Origin of the sequence: Pseudoalteromonas sp. SG43-6, from assembly GCF_014164365.1 — a bacterium.
In the GTDB taxonomy this organism is placed as follows: Bacteria; Pseudomonadota; Gammaproteobacteria; order Enterobacterales; family Alteromonadaceae; genus Pseudoalteromonas; species Pseudoalteromonas rhizosphaerae.
In genome coordinates this window covers 14,864-30,465 of sequence record NZ_JACJEZ010000001.1, presented here as the reverse complement: position 1 = coordinate 30,465, position 15,602 = coordinate 14,864, and the positions used below count along the sequence as shown (strand labels likewise).

Here is a 15,602-nt window from a genome sequence, read left to right as displayed (position 1 = left end):
ATTGCAAAATATATTTACTCTGACGTTTGGTTTAACTTTTGCTTATTTTATTACTGGGTTTTTCAGTAATTCGCTGCTCGCTATTGATGGTTATGCTGTGGCTTCGTGGCCACCATCAGGCATTGCCCTTGCAGGGTTTTTATTGTGCGGGCGACGCGCCTTAGTTGGGGTTTTGCTCGGTGCTTTACTCACCAATATGATTCATCTCGATCGTGTTGCTGATATTCTGCATTGGCAGGTTTTCTTACAAGCTTTAGCTGTATCTTTTGCAGCCGTTTTGCAGGCCTGGGTAGGCTGCTATTGCATCGTTAAAATAATTAAAGCTCCGCTAGACTTATCCTCTTTAAAACACAGTGTACAAAGCTTGATCATTGCAGGGCCTGCTTGCTGTGTGATTGCTGCAGCGATAGGCACTAGCTTATTGGTGTCCAATAATATAATACCGGTACATACCGCTTTTGATAACTTTGTGGCGTGGTGGATTGGCGACAGTATTGGGGTGTTAATTTTTACACCGTTAATATTGGCGGCTTTTAATTACGAGCAGATGCGCCATCGCTTACAAGTAATTTTACCTTCAATCCTTATTTATGTCGTTATAAGTATTAGCTTTTATGCTGCGGCAAGTGTGAAAAAAGACAAAGATATTCAAAAGCAAGAAGCAAAAGTAGCTGAAGTGCGGTTGGAAATAAATCATAAATTAGATGAGGTATCGGCGCATTTAGCTCTGCTTTCTACTTTTTTTGCCAGTAGTGATGAAGTCAGTTACGCTGAATTTAAGCGTTTTACTACAACTCAACTTAATTACAGCAATGAAGTACTTGCCCTAGAATGGGTGCCAAATGTACCTTTATCAACGGTTGCTCAATACCAACAACAAATTCGTCTAGAAGGCTTTAATGAATTTTATATAAAAGAGCAATCACCCCAGCAACAATGGCAGAGTGTGACGAAACGGGACAGTTATTACCCTGTACAGTATGTACATCCGATGTTGGGTAATGAAGGGGTAGTAGGTTTTGATTTAGCCTCAAATGCGCAAATCCGTGATGTGATGATGATGTCAAAAGCATTGAATGAGTTGATTATTAGCGAGCCGATGAAGCTTGTACAAAGCAACAATGATGATACTGGGGTATTATTTTTCTTTCCGGTTTTTGGTGACTTAGATATGCAAGGTGATTTTAGGGGCTTTGTGGTTGGCGTTATTAACTTAGCGCGCTTGGCTGATACTTTGCAGTTTAATCATCGCAGTCAAATAAGTATGCACTTCTACGATGTGACTGATGCGCAGCAGCGACAACTAATCTACCGCGCATCTCGCACTGATAGCGAACTGCTGAGTGAATACCAGTTAGTTATCGGGCAGCGAATTTGGCAAGTTCAGTTATTTGAACCAACAACACAAACGTCATGGATAATGTACTGGTTTGCACAAATATTAGGGATGTTATTTGTTTGGTTACTGATCACTTTTTTAATCTCAGTGACCGGCACCAATATTCAGGTGCGCGAGCAAGTTGCTCAACAAACACGAGTGTTGCGTCAAGAAAAACAAAAAGCAGATGAAGCAAGTCAAATCAAAAGCCAGTTTTTAGCGAATATGAGTCACGAAGTACGTACTCCGATCAATGGCATTAAAGGTCTGCATTATTTAGCGTTGCAGCAGCAAGATTGGCAACAAGCCCGCCATTATATTGAACAAGCTGATGGTGCGCTGAGTGTGTTGCTGCGAGTATTAAATGATGTACTCGATTTCTCTAAAATGGAAGCTGGCAAACTCGATTTAATACAAGAGCCTATCGAGTTAAATCAGCTTATTGATGAATTAGTTAATTTGGTGCAATTCGACGTTGACATTAAGTCGCTGAAATTAATATTAGAACTAGATAACAGCGCAGATCTACAGCTAGATAGCGACCCAATACGTTTAAAGCAGGTCTTGCTAAATTTATTAAATAATGCGATTAAGTTTACCGCTACAGGCACAATCACACTCAAAGTATGGCAGCAGCAAGACGTCACTTACTTTAGTGTCAGTGATACTGGTATTGGTATTAGCCAAGTAGCTCAACAGCAACTTTTTCAACCATTTGCACAAGCCGATAGCTCTACCTCGCGACAGTTCGGCGGTACAGGTTTGGGGTTAAGTATTTGCAAAAAGTTGGTTGAATTGATGGGAGGAAATATTAGTTTAGTAAGTGAGGAAGGACAAGGTTCAACTTTCACTTTTACCTTACCACGTATCTCGCCTCTCACTAAAGCCGAGCAATTAGAGCCTCTCTTTGCTGAGATTGACACGAGTACTTTATCGCTTGCTGAATTTAAGATCCTATTGGTGGAAGATAATCCGCTAAACCAACATGTTGCTACCGCTATATTAAAAACCAAAGGGTGTATTGCTGATGTTGCCAGTGACGGTTTTGAAGCCATTGAGAAGGTCTCTGAAACCCGTTATGATTTAGTGCTTATGGATATTCAAATGCCTAATATGGATGGTTTGCAAGCCACTAAAGTGATTCGTGATGAGCTATTTATACATCAGCTTCCTATTATTGCTCTGTCAGCAAATGCTCATGATGATGATGTTAAAAAAGCTCTCGCAGCTGGTATGGATGGCTATTTAACAAAACCAATCGATGCCGAAAAGCTATTTAAAACCATATGGCATTACCTACAACAGAGTACTGATTAATTTTTAGTACTTTTATCGATCGGGGCTGACAAATGACCTCAATAATACAAACAAAATGATCTAAACTTGAATTACCGATTTAAGTGCGTATGATCCGCGCAAATTAACTGAACTGAGTGCTAATTATGATCAATAAAAAACTCCCTTTGCTAGATATCCATCGCCATTTAGATGGTAATGTCCGCGCGCAAACTATTCTTGATTTAGGTCGTCAGTTCAATATTAAGCTGCCTGCTGATAATGTTGCAGACTTAATACCGCATGTGCAAGTTATCGATCCTGAGCCTAACTTAATGGCCTTTTTACAAAAGCTTGACTGGGGCGTCACGGTATTGGGTGATTACGATGCGTGTCGGCGTATTGCTATCGAAAATATTGAAGATGCGCAAGCACAAGGTCTTGATTATGTAGAGCTGCGTTTTAGCCCTTACTACATGGCACAAAGCCAAGGCTTACATCCACAAGGTGTGGTTGAAGCTGTAGTTGATGGTATTAAAAGTGCGACTCAAAGTAGCACGGTTAAAGCTAACCTGATTGGTATATTATCACGTACTTATGGCACTAAAGTTTGCCAGCAAGAGTTAGATGCCTTACTCGCGTTTAAAAATGATTTAGTTGCAGTGGACTTAGCTGGTGATGAAATTGGCTTTCCGGGCGAGTTATTTGTCGATCACTTTAAGCAAGTACGTGATGCTTACCTTAGCGCAACGATTCACGCCGGTGAAGCTCTGGGAGCTGCCAGTATTTGGCAAGCAATCAATGAGCTAGGTGCTGAGCGTATTGGCCATGGTGTCAAAGCTATTGAAGATGCCAAGCTAATGGACTACCTACGTGATAAACGCATAGGTATTGAATCGTGCCTAACTAGTAACGTGCAAACCAGCACAGTAGCCAGTTTAGATGTGCATCCACTGAAGCGCTTCTTAGATCATGGTATTTTAGCGTGTATTAATACCGATGATCCCGCAGTGGAAGGCATCGAAATTGAACATGAATACATGGTTGCAGGACCTGCTGCAGGCCTTACTCAGGCTGATATGGAAAAAGCCCAAGCCAATGCACTTGATATTGCATACTTGAGTGATGCTGAAAAACAGCAACTAAAGCAAGCAGTCGCTGCTCGATAGTTACGATGCACAAGCCATTAAATTATGCGCCTAATGCTCACGTTGGCAGCTTAGGTAGTTATCAAACATGGCTTTAAGAATATCACTACGGCCTATCATGCCTATGACCGTAGTGCCTTCTACAACAGGGTAGTTTTTCGGCTTACCGGTTTTCATTTGCTCTGCAAGTTCCATTATGTTGGTGTCGCCGTTGACGGTTACAACCTCGGTTTGCATCAGTTGTGAAACCTTAACCACACCGTCACAAAAATAACTATTTTGCATTAACGGTTTTAGCAGTTCTTGCTCAGAAATAAAGCCCACTAAACATTTATTATCATCAAACACTGGCGCTCCCAGTAGTTTGAATTTTTGTAGTTCTGCAATTGCTGTGGTCATCTCGGTTTCAGGGGTTATATGCGGTAACTTGCGCTGCATAAAATCTTTTACTTTGGTGTTTAACATTTGGGTCTCTCCCAATTAATGAGTTATTCAAAGTATGGTTAAGGATTGGCCGTTTGTGAAATTGTTTATGTTGATTGCGCTGATAGGTAACAACAATCACAGCTAAATTTAATTATGAGCCAGACCATCAGAGTGAGTTTGGTATTTGGCTTTCACTAACTCCATATAATGCGCTAAGCTTTTTTGTGAATTAGTATCAAATGCCTTGGCGAGTGGAATAATGCTTTGAATACGATCTAAGCGAAACTCTCGGTAGTCACTGCGCAACTGACAATAAGCGATAAGAGTCCACTTTGCGCCCCAATATACCAGTCCTAAAGGGTCGACAATACGCTGAGTTGGTCGTTGATTAACATCTAGATAATGAAATTCAATGCAGGTTTTATTAGTGATGGCTTTACGAAGTATCAAAGTGGTCGTTTGGTGGCTTTTATCGTGATGAAATGCAGAGACTAAATACGGCAGCTCTGCAACGCGTTGCTTTAACTTGTTAGGCAACACAGCATTAATTTTAGTCATTGCAGCTTGGGCATTCGCCGCTAACTGTGGATCAGTCCAAGCGCTGACCATTTTACTACCTAACAACAGTGCTTGTAGCTCCTCAAGAGTAAACATCATCGGTGGTAGGTCGTAATCGGTAATTAAATAGCCAGTGCCTGCCTCACCTTCAACGGGCACGCCCGAGCTCTGTAAGTGCTGAATATCGCGATAAATTGTTCGCTGAGATACCTGTAATTTATTGGCAAGTTCGTTTGCAGTGATCGCAAAGCGGCGACTCTTAAGTATGTTTACTAATTGAAATAGCCGCTCTGATTTGTGCATTGGTTATCCTTGTTTTCAAAAATACAGTGTTAGCTTTGTTGGCAAGCTGTTTGGCTAAGCACTTCAAAACGCTCCAGCTTTATCGATTCTTTTGCAATGAGAGAAGTGTACTGTTGGCAAATAGCATTATCAAAAAATGTATCACGCAGTTTTTGGGCATCAGCAACCGTAGCAAAATAAATGATACTACTATATTGCTGGGTATCGGCTTGTTTAGCAAGGGAGCGGTAAAGTACGCCTGATTGGTTATCAATATAACGCTGAAAATCATTATTAGCGATATGGAACTGCGCTAAATTTGTATCAGTCTTTAGTTTGAAATTTACAACTTCGATTAAATTTGTGGTCATCATAGTTCTCCTTGTTTAAGAAGAGCTAAGTAAATCATAGCGGGCTGTCAGGGAGTGTCAGTAACCAGCTTACGGATAAAAATTAAGCTGGTTACTCTGGTTACTCTGGTTATACTATTTTATAAATGCAAATGCATCGGCGTACATGTTTTCGCGAATTGCACCATGTGCTAGGAAATCATCGCGGACAATACCTATCATGTCAAAACGCCCTGCCATGTAAATATCATATGGGGCAAGCGATACGATATCGTTCATCACCGCTTTATGTACGTAGCCTGTGTGGCCTGTCCAGCTAGCTGTTGGGTTTTCAACTACTGGTATAAAGGTAAAGTTTTCACGGCTATCGGCCCATGTTTGCATTTCAGTATGCGCATACAAGGCTGACTCTTCACGCACACCCCAATAGAACAATACCGGACGCTCACAACCGATTTCACTTAAATGATCAGCTATAGATTTTGCGTATGAAAACCCAGTGCCGCCAGCGAGTAAAATAATTGGGCGTTCGCATTGGAGACGCAACTGTGAAATGCCTAAGCCGGCTTCAATCAACACCTGAGTTTTCTCAGCATGGGCTTGGCGAAGATGCTCTAAAGTTTGCATTGCATATGAATCAACTGCAGATGCGCCAATATGGAGTTCTAGCTCATCAGACTGTGAAGGGCGGCTGGCAATTGAAAACGCGCGCTTGTCTTTTTCGCCAAGCACTACTTGCAAATATTGGCCAGCTTCAAAGGTGACGCTTTCAACAGGTTTTAAAATTACTTTGTGAACAAATTCAGTGAGTGGGCTGATAGCGACAACTTCAGCGTGTAATGTTTGCATGTTTTACCTTAAATTAGCGGATACGCACTTTATTTGAACAATAATAACATATCCGCATAGTGAGTTTATAGCCTCTAAAAGAGCTGTTAAAGAATATCTAAGCTTTGCCAGATTTCATCGACGCGATCTTTAGTCGCTTGATCCATCACAATGGGTTCGCCCCACTCACGAGTGGTTTCGCCGGGCCATTTATTAGTGGCATCCATACCCATTTTTGAACCAAGACCTGAAACCGGTGATGCAAAGTCTAAATAATCAATCGGAGTGTTTTCAATTAGAGTAGTGTCGCGGGCGGGATCCATACGTGTAGTAATCGCCCAGATCACGTCATTCCAATCACGTGCGTTAACGTCATCATCACAGACAATGACAAACTTTGTGTACATAAACTGACGCAAGAACGACCATACCCCCATCATCACGCGCTTGGCATGACCTGGATATTGTTTTTTCATTGTCACTATCGCCATACGATATGAACAGCCTTCTGGCGGTAGATAAAAATCGACTATCTCAGGAAATTGCTTTTGTAAAATAGGTACGAAGACTTCATTGAGTGCGACCCCTAAAATTGCCGGCTCATCTGGTGGACGACCAGTAAAAGTGCTGTGATAAATAGGATCTTTACGATGTGTCATGTGGGTCACGGTCATAACAGGGAAGTTATCAACCTCATTGTAATAACCCGTGTGATCGCCATAAGGGCCTTCAGGTGCCATTTCGCCCGGCATTATATAGCCTTCAAGAACTATTTCAGCACTGGCAGGAACTTGTAAATCATTGGAGATCGACTTAACTACTTCTGTTTTGCTACCACGTAGCAAGCCGGCAAAGGCGTATTCACTCAAGGTATCTGGCACTGGCGTGACGGCACCTAGGATTGTCGCAGGATCAGCACCCAATGCTACCGATACCGGATAAGGTTGGCCTGGGTTTTCTTTACACCATTCTTGAAAATCGAGAGCACCGCCACGGTGTGATAACCAGCGCATAATGATTTTATTTTTACCGAGTAATTGTTGGCGGTAAATACCTAAGTTTTGGCGTTTTTTGAAAGGTCCTTTGGTGACGGTTAAACCCCAAGTGATTAATGGAGCCACATCACCAGGCCAGCAGTGTTGAATTGGCAGCTTAGTTAAATCAACATCATCGCCTTCTAGAATAACTTGCTGACAAGGCGCTTTTTTAACTTCTTTGGCAGGCATATTTAATACTTGCTTAAACACTGGAATTTGGCTAAATGCTTCTCTAATGCCTTTTGGTGGCTCTGGCTCTTTTAAAAATGCCAGCAACTTACCGACTTCCCGTAGTTCGCTAACGTGTTCTTTACCCATTCCCATGGCAACACGCTCTGGTGTACCAAATAAGTTAGCTAGTACGGGGATATCATAACCTTTAGGGTTTTCAAACAATAAAGCGGGTCCCTTAGCACGTAGTGTGCGGTCGGCAATTTCGGTCATTTCAAGATAAGGATCAACTTCTTGGTGAATACGCTTCAGTTCACCTTTTTTTTCTAATAAATCGATAAAATCACGTAGATCTTTGTATTTCATTGTGGGCCGCTTTAAAGCTTAAAAGACTGTTGGCATTATACTTAAATAAAGACGTTAAGCGAATTAATGAGGTGTTTTTAGAGCGCATTTAAGCGATCATTTTTGTTACATTATAAGGTGAGTAAGCTATAGTTTAGGACAAATGTTTGAAATGAGTTTTTGATTAATGGGTGGGCTTATCGTAAAAACATTTATCAAGGCTGTTCTTCTTTGCTGTGTAATTACCTTTGTAGATCAAGTAAGTGCTAAGCAATCATTAAATTCCGCGCTCAATGTGCCGCTTTTTAATGAGCACAGTGCCGTGATGTTAGTGGTAGAACCGCAAACGGGTGAAATTAAATTTGCTAATAAAGCAGCGGCAGCATTTTATGGTTACAGTATTGCGCAATTGCAAACAATGCGTATCCAGCAAATTAATATATTTACTGAGCAACAAGTTGCACAGGAACGCCAAGCTGCTCTGAGTAAAGGGCAAAACTATTTTGTTTTCAAACACCGATTAGCGAGCGGTGAAACACGTACCGTTAGCGTTTATTCAGCCCCATTTACAATTGAAAATAAAGATTTTTTATTTTCTGTCATACATGATATTTCATCTCAACGTAACCTTGAAAAAGCGCTTTGGCATTATCAAGAAAATCTTGAACAATTGGTTGCCATTCAAACTAATGAAATAGAACAAAAACGCACCGATCAATTGCTGTTAGCGCTAATATCTATTTCTGTACTACTAATACTGTTAGCGACTTTAACCATGTTAGCTTTGCGATTACGCCGAGCTAAAAAATCGGCGCAAAAAGACAGTGCGACGCTAAAAGCGATTTTCAATAGTATTGATGATCTGCTCGTTTACACGGATGTCGAACATAGGGTCATTACAGCTAATACTGCGGCTGTGCAAAAGTTGACGGCAGGCGAGCCACTGAAGGATAAAAATATTTACTCATTTACTGAGTGTTCGAAAGGAGTAGTTGGGGTTGATAGTGAGTGTCAATTTCACGGAGCTAAAGAGGTATTTTGGGGAGAGGCACGAGTAACCGCAGTTATCGACGAAAAAAATAGCAAAATTGGTGAAATACATTTAATTCGTGATATCACTTTAAAATTAAAAGCACGTCAACAACAACGACTCGCGAGCACGGTATTTTCAACAACTAATGAAGGTATTTTAGTTTCTAATCGTGATAATGAAATTCAAGCTGTAAATAAAGCCTTCACACAGATCACCGGTTATCAAGAACAAGATGTGCTTGGTAAATCACCTGCAATATTAAATTCGGGCCATCATAAACCATCGTTTTTTAAAGTGTTATATCGACGTTTAAATGAGGCTGGGCACTGGGAAGGTGAAATATGGAACCGCCGCAAAGATGGTAGTATTTACCCGAGCTGGGTCAATATTTCGGTAGTATTTGACGAGGAAAAAGACATTGAAGTTTATGTTGCCTTATTTAACGACATTTCTTTACGCAAAGAAAATGAACAGGAAATGTGGCTACAAACTAATTTTGATACCTTAACGGGTTTGGCAAATCGCTATCATTATAATAGCAAGCTAGATCAAGAAATGATCCGTGCGACAGCTGATAATAAGCGTTTGGCAATTTGTTTTATTGATTTAGATCGGTTTAAAAGCGTTAACGATACCTTAGGGCATAATAGTGGTGATTTACTATTACTTGAGGCTGCCAAAAGGCTTAAAGCATGTATGCGCAGCTCTGACGTAGTTGCCCGTTTAGGTGGCGATGAGTTTGCGCTATTACTGCCAGGGATCAATAAGTTAGCAGATATTGAGCGACTAGCTACAAAAGCTCTGCTGGCGCTTAGTTCTTCATTTAAAATTGGTGAGCAAGATGTATTTGTATCCGGCAGTATGGGGATCACTATTTTCCCCGACGATGGCAGCGATCGAAAAATATTACTACGTAATGCTGATAGCGCTATGTACAAAGCTAAAGCGCAAGGGCGAAACTGCTTTGAGTTCTTTACCAGTGGCTTGCATGAACAAGCGACTGCTCGCAGTAGGCTCGAAAATGCTCTTCATAAAGCGCTTAGTAATAACGAGTTTACCGTTTATTTTCAGCCAATTATTAGCCACGATAAAAAAACGGTCGGCTGTGAAGCATTATTGCGATGGCATAGTGCGGAGCTTGGCGATGTTTCGCCGGCACAATTCATTCCTGTATGTGAAGAGTTAGGATTAATCATTCCCATTGGTGAGTGGGTACTCAGAGAAGCATGCCGCGAAGCTGCTAAGTGGTGTGGTTGTTTCGGTGATCAGTTTTTTGTTACGGTAAATATGTCTAGCGTGCAATTTATTCGCCAAGATATTGAAGCGTTAGTTAAAAGTGTTCTACAGGAAACGCAGTTATCAGCTCAGTGTTTAACCCTTGAAATTACAGAAACGCTACTTGCTGATAATAGCTCAAATATTTTGCAGCAGTTGCAAGCATTACGCGGAACCGGCGTGGGTTTAGCAATTGATGACTTTGGCACCGGTTACTCATCGTTGAGTTATTTAAAGCGTTTTCCGCTGAGTAAGTTAAAAATAGATCGGGAGTTTATAAAAGACTTACCGGATGATCTTGAAGATTGTGCGATGGTTAGTGCAATAATTTCAATGGCTAGTAACCTACAGCTCAAAGTTGTTGCCGAAGGAGTTGAAACCTTTGCACAGCTGGCTTTTTTAAACGCTCTAAATTGTGATTATATTCAAGGTTTTTTATACAGCAAACCACTGCCTGCGGCACTATTTGATAAATACATTAGGGAGTTTATCGCGGAGCAAAATAATAAATAAGTTGCTACACGCCACTGCAACGTTATTTCTGTGGCGTGTATTTATCATTATCACAATAGCTGCAGATGGGTTTTATATTCAGAGTTAGAACTTAAATCTTTCTACTGCGCTGGTTAATGAGTGAGCGAGTTGGTTAACGTCTTCACTTTGATTGGCGAGTGACTTTGCATGTTCGGCATTCGTTTGTGCTTGCACCGTTACTTGCGCCATAATCTGTTTTATCTCATTGCTGTTATCAAGCTGGTGATGTGATGAACTAGCAATTTGCATACTCATTTGGTTAATTGTCACTAAAGTACTTTTTATTTTATCCACCGCTTGGTTTAATTCACTACTATTTGCTACACATTCTTTTGCTTGTTGTTGCCCATCGTTAATTTCATGATGAGCAGTATTGGCCTGATGTTGCAGTGTTTGGATCATTGTATGTATTTCGCTAGTCGAGTTTTGCGTTCGTGCAGCTAAAGAGCGAACTTCATCTGCCACAACAGCAAAGCCTCGGCCATTTTCTCCTGCACGGGCAGCTTCAATAGCAGCGTTTAGCGCAAGTAAATTAGTTTGTTCAGCAATACTGCTAATTGTATCCACGATTGCGCCAATTAATTGTGTGTGTTGGGTTAGCTCATTAGTACTTTGTACAGCTTGATCAAGCCGAGTCAGTAACGCTGCAATACGCTGGCTGTTACGATCAGCAATCTGATTTACATCATTGGCAAACTGCGAAGCGTTAGCAACTTCATTAGAGGTGTTATCAGCTCGTTCACAGACCGCTTGGGAATTACTATGCATGCTATGCGCCACCGAGTCGGCCTCTGCAATACGATCTAATTGCTGCTGTGCTGCTTCGGTCATATGTTGGCCTTGTGCACTGGTTTGAATTGCTGATTGATCTAAGGTGTGGGCGTTATCACTTATCGCACTTAGTAATGTACTTAGATCATCGCTTAATTGATTGATATTGTTTAAAAGTACACCAAATTCATCATCATTATGGGGCTTTGTACGTTTCGATAAATCCCCAGAAGCGATACGTGATAGTGCTTTATTTACAGCATTGAGTGGTTTTAACATTGCTTTGGTGGTTAAAAAGCAGATCAAGGCTGCAAACGAAATAAGCACTAAACTTATAATAATCGCGAGTCGCGAACCTGTAGTGATCACCGACTGAGCATCCGCCTGCAAGGTATCAAAGCGTTTATCGGCTAAATGATTTAACTCAATAATGAGCTGCTCGGTAAGTTGAAACTGTTGCTGGAATGCAGCAAAGGCTTGCTCGGTCGCAACTTTGCTGGTCAAAAGAGTACTTTGTTGCTGGTACAGTGTTGCCAACTGTTGATTAATTAAGCTGAGAAGGTCTTTTAGGTTGCTGAAATTTGTTTGATTTTTTAACTCACTCGCTTGCTGTTGTAGGTATGTAAAATTAGATTGGATATTGTCTAATAAAAAAGCGGTATCTTGTTGGTGTTCTGTGAGTGTTTGTAGGGAACTAATGTGGTTGATGCTCTTAACATTATTGCCTAAGGTGAATAGTAAGTCGTCAATGCGGGTCGCGGTACCAACAATAGCGGCTAATAACGATTTTTGCTCCGGTGTTACTTCGATTAGTTCTAAATCAAGTAAGCCACTACTTAAGTCAGCAAGATTATTAGCGTAATCATTTGCTAATGAGGTAACCTGAGTTGCTGCTGTTAGGCCTTGTTGTTTGGTGTTAAACATTGTTGCGCTAGTGGTACTAAATTGCTGATAGCGTTGTGTTATTTTCGATAGTAATTGCAGCATTTGCGGTTGGTCGTGTAGCTGAGAGCTTAATTCTTCTAGCTTGGTTTTAAATAAAGCTTGTTCTTCATGAGTTCTCTGTTGCTGCTGTTGCAAACTGGCTTTACTTGTTTGGCTGTATGCAACGGCATTAAATTTGGTGATTGATAACAGCGATAACCGCAAGGCATGACTTTGCTGTTGTACCGGTACAGCTAAAGTTTCTATATCCGAAGTGGCGTGATTAATTTGTCCTAATGACCAGTAAAAAAAACTACTGCTGGCGAGCATTAAAAAACCAATTGTGGCAAAGGCAAAAATTAGTTTCGTTTTAATAGCAATAGCGCGCATAGTAAACCCGTAAATACTTAATTATTTATGAGTGTAGCAGTATTTTTATAAATTATAAGTTTGGCGAGCGATTGTATTACTCTAAATTACAGTGATATTTGTTGCCATCAATTATCAACATAGCTTCATTCCCTTTGGTCCAAAACAGCACATCTTCATTGGTATATTTTACGCCCGAGGCACTGATTTGTTTGGTCAGCGAATGATCTACTTGATTGTAATTTAGCGTGGCACTTTCTTCATCATTACTGGTAATAACGGCGCTTAGCTGGCTATCGCAGGAGAAAGACTGACTATTTAATTGTTCTGTGCATGCACTGAGGCTAATAACACCGAGTGCAATTAATAGGGTTTTATACATTAACAAGTACCTTGGCTAAATGTGTTGAGCAACTAGCATAGCAAACGAAAATTAACCTTTGGTGAAAATACTCGTTTAGGCTATGTTGATAATTATAAATTTTTTAACTGCAAAGGAAATGAGATGGCAGGTACTAACCTATTGACATTATTGGACGATATCACCACTTTATTAGATGATATTGCCACTATGAGTAAAGTCGCCACGAAGAAAACTGCGGGTGTTTTAGGGGATGATTTAGCTTTAAACGCGCAACAAGTGACAGGAGTCACTGCCGATCGTGAGCTACCGGTCGTGTGGGCGGTAGCGAAAGGCTCATTTTTAAATAAAGCTATTTTAGTTCCTGCAGCGTTATTAATAAGTGTCTGGCTGCCTTGGCTTATTACACCTTTATTGATGGTTGGTGGATTATTTTTGTGTTTTGAAGGTGCAGAAAAGTTAGTTGAAAAGTTATTACCAGCTACGAAAAATGATGATGTAGATGCTGTCGAAAATTTAGATTTAGTTGAGTACGAAAAACAAAAAGTAAAAGGGGCTATTCGAACCGACTTTATTTTATCGGCAGAAATAATAGTTATCACTCTAGGCACCGTGGCGGGTGCAAGTTTACTAAATCAAGCGCTAGTCTTAAGTGTTATTGCGGTGATCATGACCATAGGCGTTTATGGGTTAGTGGCAGGGATTGTAAAACTCGATGATGCTGGTTTGTATTTGCTTAACCAAGCACAGCAAACAGGAAACCGTTTTAAAGCATTATTAGGTAAAGGTTTATTAGCCGCAGCACCACGTTTAATGGCGTTTTTAGCATTTGCAGGTACGGTAGCGATGTTTTTAGTGGGTGGAGGAATTTTAGTGCATGGTATTAGTGTGTTGCATCATTGGCAAACCGCTGTTGCTGAGTTTGCACTGGCAAACTTAGGTACGCTGGGAGAGATTATTGCGCCTTTACTGTTCGATGGTTTATTAGGTGTATTAGCCGGTGCGATTGCTGTGTTAGTTCATCATGGAATTGTCAGCATGAAAGCAAAAAAGCCAGCAAAGTAAATTTGCTGGCAATGAATTAGCAAGGGAATGCTATGAAAGTTATTTGCTTGAATTAATTAGTGTTCATGTTTTGATTCAGCAGCTATACCTAACCAGGTAATTTGATTAGGGATAAAATCAAGGTTAAGAATAGTTTTAGTCGTTTGCTCATGGGTGTCGATACTTAATACTGTTTGGTTGTTTGCATCACTGATATATAAAGTATCGTCGGCCGCTGAGGCCGCGAGTGCATAGTTACCAGCTGGGTTTTCGAGTACTTTAAAGCGTGCGCTGACTTGCCAATCATCTTCAGCATGTAGCACTGACAAGAAACCATCACTTTCAAGTACATAAAACTCGCCGGTAATCCTATCCAGTGCACTTGCTAATACGGTATTTTCAGTATTTTGTTGCCATGCAAGCTGTGTCATTTCAGCTGATGCTGGGTCGATGGTGTAAAAAAGCTTACTTTGTGCAATACCTAAAAATAGTTCGCTGTGTTCACTCGCTTTAATTGTGCCAATACGCGTACCTTCAGCAAAGTTGTTGAGATTAGCTACTTTGGCTGCGTTAAACACATTATCTTTTTCAGTTATAACTAATACACCATCGCTACAGCCAAAAGCGATATGCTGGTGATTTTGCGCACTGCCATGTAGTGCAGGGCAATCCACTGCAAACCGCTGTTCTTGATGAAAGTGATCACCATGAATATGCAGTTGTTCAACATAATTTGGCAGCACGCTAGTTATATCTTCGCTGCGATAAGTTGTGATTACCGATTCACCGCGAATTTGCGCTGTACCATGCATGGCATTGTTAAAGCTATGTGCTGCTAACGTTTTCCCAGCAGCAAGTGATTCATCACTTAATAACACAAAGCTTGCAGGGATCCCTGCATCAAGATCGCCATCAAAAAACAGTGCAGCTTGCTGTCCACTAACATCAAAGTGGGTTGGTTTACTATCGTTAAAGATTAAATCATGCAGCTCGGGTTGCTGTTCATAACTATGTTGGTGATCACCATGATCTTCTGTAAATAATCCACCGTCAATGAACTCAACATAATTTTCTGCTCGCTGGATCAATACTGCATAACGGAAATTAGGACTGGCATATAGACCACTTATTACGTTGCTGGTATTAAAGGTCTCCAGCAACGAGTTGTTGTCAGCGTTAAAAACAGATACGTTAGCAATATCAGCATGGCTAATCGCTAATCGCCCTTTTGCAGTGATTTCAGTGTGGTCATGGTCATCTTTCTGCTCAGCATTTTTATCTACAAGATCATCAATTTCACTGTTACAGGCACACAGTACAGCAACCATAGAGGCAATTAAGCAAGTTTTAAAGTTAGGTAAAATCATAAACAGTCCGGTGTTTTGTTATAATATATCGGTAATGTTATAATGTAATCTTAACAAAGTAAATAAGTACTCTTCGTTCTTTACTTACGTATTTGGATGGATATCTATTTAAAACCTTATTGGGTA

General features: G+C 40.7%; 12 protein-coding genes. 4 read left to right on the top strand and 8 right to left on the bottom strand.

Features of this window, described 5'->3' with window-relative positions; all coding sequences use genetic code 11:
- The first annotated feature begins 1 nt into the window (after position 1).
- Both H5201_RS00110 and add read left to right on the top strand, forming a co-directional pair.
- Positions 2 to 2,695: a CHASE domain-containing protein gene (locus H5201_RS00110; RefSeq protein ID WP_182739434.1), complete on the top strand. Its 2,694-nt coding sequence runs from the start codon at positions 2 to 4 to the stop codon at positions 2,693 to 2,695.
- 125 nt (positions 2,696 to 2,820) lie between these two features.
- Entirely contained in the window at positions 2,821 to 3,822 is a 1,002-nt protein-coding gene (add, locus tag H5201_RS00105) for an adenosine deaminase (protein ID WP_182767392.1), read from the top strand.
- A gap of 30 nt (positions 3,823 to 3,852) precedes the next feature.
- Here add and H5201_RS00100 read toward each other — a convergent pair whose 3' ends face one another.
- The 5 genes from H5201_RS00100 to ubiD form a co-directional block, all read right to left on the bottom strand.
- A complete protein-coding gene (locus H5201_RS00100) occupies positions 3,853 to 4,266 on the bottom strand; it encodes a CBS domain-containing protein (RefSeq protein ID WP_149982176.1) in 414 nt (137 codons plus the stop codon).
- Positions 4,267 to 4,374: 108 nt separating this feature from the next.
- Positions 4,375 to 5,088 (bottom strand): YafY family protein, encoded by a 714-nt coding sequence (locus H5201_RS00095; RefSeq protein ID WP_145239926.1) that lies wholly within the window; start codon positions 5,086 to 5,088, stop codon positions 4,375 to 4,377.
- Between the two features lie 29 nt (positions 5,089 to 5,117).
- Positions 5,118 to 5,441, bottom strand: a complete 324-nt coding sequence (locus H5201_RS00090; protein ID WP_259398747.1) for a hypothetical protein — start codon at positions 5,439 to 5,441, stop codon at positions 5,118 to 5,120.
- Between the two features lie 111 nt (positions 5,442 to 5,552).
- Entirely contained in the window at positions 5,553 to 6,266 is a 714-nt protein-coding gene (fre, locus tag H5201_RS00085) for an NAD(P)H-flavin reductase (RefSeq protein ID WP_182739433.1), read from the bottom strand.
- An 86-nt stretch (positions 6,267 to 6,352) separates the two neighbouring features.
- Positions 6,353 to 7,819: a 4-hydroxy-3-polyprenylbenzoate decarboxylase gene (ubiD, locus tag H5201_RS00080; RefSeq protein WP_145239922.1), complete on the bottom strand. Its 1,467-nt coding sequence runs from the start codon at positions 7,817 to 7,819 to the stop codon at positions 6,353 to 6,355.
- Positions 7,820 to 7,985: 166 nt separating this feature from the next.
- On the opposite strand from ubiD, the gene H5201_RS00075 reads away from it, so the two are divergent.
- The gene (locus H5201_RS00075; RefSeq protein WP_182783411.1) at positions 7,986 to 10,619 is read left to right on the top strand and encodes an EAL domain-containing protein; all 2,634 of its coding nucleotides are present in this window, start codon (positions 7,986 to 7,988) and stop codon (positions 10,617 to 10,619) included.
- An 84-nt stretch (positions 10,620 to 10,703) separates the two neighbouring features.
- Here H5201_RS00075 and H5201_RS00070 read toward each other — a convergent pair whose 3' ends face one another.
- Positions 10,704 to 12,725: a methyl-accepting chemotaxis protein gene (locus H5201_RS00070; protein ID WP_182783410.1), complete on the bottom strand. Its 2,022-nt coding sequence runs from the start codon at positions 12,723 to 12,725 to the stop codon at positions 10,704 to 10,706.
- 76 nt (positions 12,726 to 12,801) lie between these two features.
- Entirely contained in the window at positions 12,802 to 13,086 is a 285-nt protein-coding gene (locus H5201_RS00065; protein WP_182717466.1) for an MliC family protein, read from the bottom strand.
- Positions 13,087 to 13,209: 123 nt separating this feature from the next.
- On the opposite strand from H5201_RS00065, the gene H5201_RS00060 reads away from it, so the two are divergent.
- Positions 13,210 to 14,130: a DUF808 domain-containing protein gene (locus H5201_RS00060; protein WP_149982169.1), complete on the top strand. Its 921-nt coding sequence runs from the start codon at positions 13,210 to 13,212 to the stop codon at positions 14,128 to 14,130.
- Between the two features lie 56 nt (positions 14,131 to 14,186).
- Here the strand turns inward: H5201_RS00060 and H5201_RS00055 are convergent, their stop codons facing one another.
- Positions 14,187 to 15,476, bottom strand: a complete 1,290-nt coding sequence (locus H5201_RS00055; protein WP_182783409.1) for a hypothetical protein — start codon at positions 15,474 to 15,476, stop codon at positions 14,187 to 14,189.
- Positions 15,477 to 15,602: the final 126 nt, after the last annotated feature.

What these genes read in the sequence shown, in the direction of transcription:
- add (WP_182767392.1), top strand. Translation starts at nt 2,821, where the DNA reads ATGATCAATAAAAAACTCCCTTTGCTAGATATCCATCGCCATTTAGAT.
- H5201_RS00100 (WP_149982176.1), bottom strand. Translation starts at nt 4,266, where the DNA reads ATGTTAAACACCAAAGTAAAAGATTTTATGCAGCGCAAGTTACCGCAT.
- H5201_RS00095 (WP_145239926.1), bottom strand. Translation starts at nt 5,088, where the DNA reads ATGCACAAATCAGAGCGGCTATTTCAATTAGTAAACATACTTAAGAGT.
- H5201_RS00090 (WP_259398747.1), bottom strand. Translation starts at nt 5,441, where the DNA reads ATGATGACCACAAATTTAATCGAAGTTGTAAATTTCAAACTAAAGACT.
- fre (WP_182739433.1), bottom strand. Translation starts at nt 6,266, where the DNA reads ATGCAAACATTACACGCTGAAGTTGTCGCTATCAGCCCACTCACTGAA.
- ubiD (WP_145239922.1), bottom strand. Translation starts at nt 7,819, where the DNA reads ATGAAATACAAAGATCTACGTGATTTTATCGATTTATTAGAAAAAAAA.
- H5201_RS00075 (WP_182783411.1), top strand. Translation starts at nt 7,986, where the DNA reads ATGGGTGGGCTTATCGTAAAAACATTTATCAAGGCTGTTCTTCTTTGC.
- H5201_RS00070 (WP_182783410.1), bottom strand. Translation starts at nt 12,725, where the DNA reads ATGCGCGCTATTGCTATTAAAACGAAACTAATTTTTGCCTTTGCCACA.
- H5201_RS00065 (WP_182717466.1), bottom strand. Translation starts at nt 13,086, where the DNA reads ATGTATAAAACCCTATTAATTGCACTCGGTGTTATTAGCCTCAGTGCA.
- H5201_RS00060 (WP_149982169.1), top strand. Translation starts at nt 13,210, where the DNA reads ATGGCAGGTACTAACCTATTGACATTATTGGACGATATCACCACTTTA.
- H5201_RS00055 (WP_182783409.1), bottom strand. Translation starts at nt 15,476, where the DNA reads ATGATTTTACCTAACTTTAAAACTTGCTTAATTGCCTCTATGGTTGCT.